This window comes from Streptomyces sp. NPDC127092 (genome assembly GCF_042722475.1).
Lineage (GTDB): Bacteria > Actinomycetota > Actinomycetes > Streptomycetales > Streptomycetaceae > Streptomyces.
The window spans coordinates 1-1,078 of the sequence record NZ_JBHXFE010000392.1; the positions used below are offsets into that span (position 1 = coordinate 1).

1 protein-coding gene and 1 pseudogene are annotated in these 1,078 nt (G+C 71.3%); one reads left to right on the plus strand and one right to left on the minus strand.

The window, feature by feature from the left end; all coding sequences use genetic code 11:
- On the minus strand, nucleotides 1-498 hold a 498-nt coding region (locus tag ACFWJO_RS40720; RefSeq protein WP_386873438.1), incomplete at its 3' end, for an FAD-dependent oxidoreductase.
- Between the two features lie 151 nt (nucleotides 499-649).
- Here ACFWJO_RS40720 and ACFWJO_RS40725 point away from each other — a divergent pair.
- Nucleotides 650-1,078, plus strand: a pseudogene (locus ACFWJO_RS40725) (EamA family transporter RarD); the annotation flags it as partial.

Consider the following 1,078-nt stretch of genomic DNA (forward strand, 5'->3'; position numbering starts at 1 on the left):
GATCCGGGCCACATCCAGGGCCACGTTCCCGTTGCCGATCACCGCCACCTGCGTGGCCTCCAACGGCCAGTGCCGCGGCACATCCGGGTGCCCGTCATACCAGGACGCGAAGTCGGCGCCACCGAACGAGCCGGCCAACTCCACCCCGGGAACGTCCAGGGCCGCGTCCCGCACGGCACCGGTGGAGAACACGATCGCGTCGTAATGCCGACGCAGATCCGCCAGGCTCAGGTCCGTGCCGTAGTCCACGTTCCCGAGGAAACGGATGTCCCCGCGGTCCATGACCTTGTGCAGGGCGGTGACGATGCCCTTGATGCGCGGATGGTCCGGGGCCACCCCGTAGCGGATGAGGCCGAACGGGGCCGGGTACCGGTCGAACAGGTCGATGCTGACACGGAAGTCCCGTTCCTCCTTGGTCAGGATGTCCGCCGTGTACACCCCGGCGGGTCCGGCACCGATGATGGCGATGCGCAACGGGCGGTCAGGGCGAACGGTCACGGTGGGTGGGTCCTTTTCGACGACGGCGGGGCACGCCGGCGGAGCGCGGGGCAAGGCCCGGCACCGGCGCGCGGGATCGACCCCCCAGTCTACCGCCGTGACCGGGAGGAACCTGGGTGAGAGTGCTCACCCGGACCGTACAGTGGTCCGCGTGAGCCCCTCCTCCCCCGCTGTCCGGCCCGGCGTGACCCCCGACGGCGCCGCCCCCGACACCGGCGCCCTGCCCACCGTCTCCCCCGCCCCGGCCGATGACCCGCGTGGGCTGGCCCTCGGCTTCACCGCCTACTTCGTGTGGGGCCTGCTGCCGCTCTACATGGCGGTGCTCGCGCCCGCCGGGGCCCTGGAGATCGTGGTGGTGCGCATCGGCTTCGCCCTGATCTTCTGCCTGCTGCTGCTGACCGTGATGCGCCGCCTGCGCGAGCTGGGGACGGCGCTGGCCACGCCCGGCCGCTGGGGCACCACGGGTCTGGCCGCCGGGATCATCGCGGTGAACTGGCTGCTGTACGCGGTCTCGGTCACCACGGGCAACGTGCTCCAGGCGTCGCTGGGCTACTTCATGAACCCGCTGGTGAATGTCCTG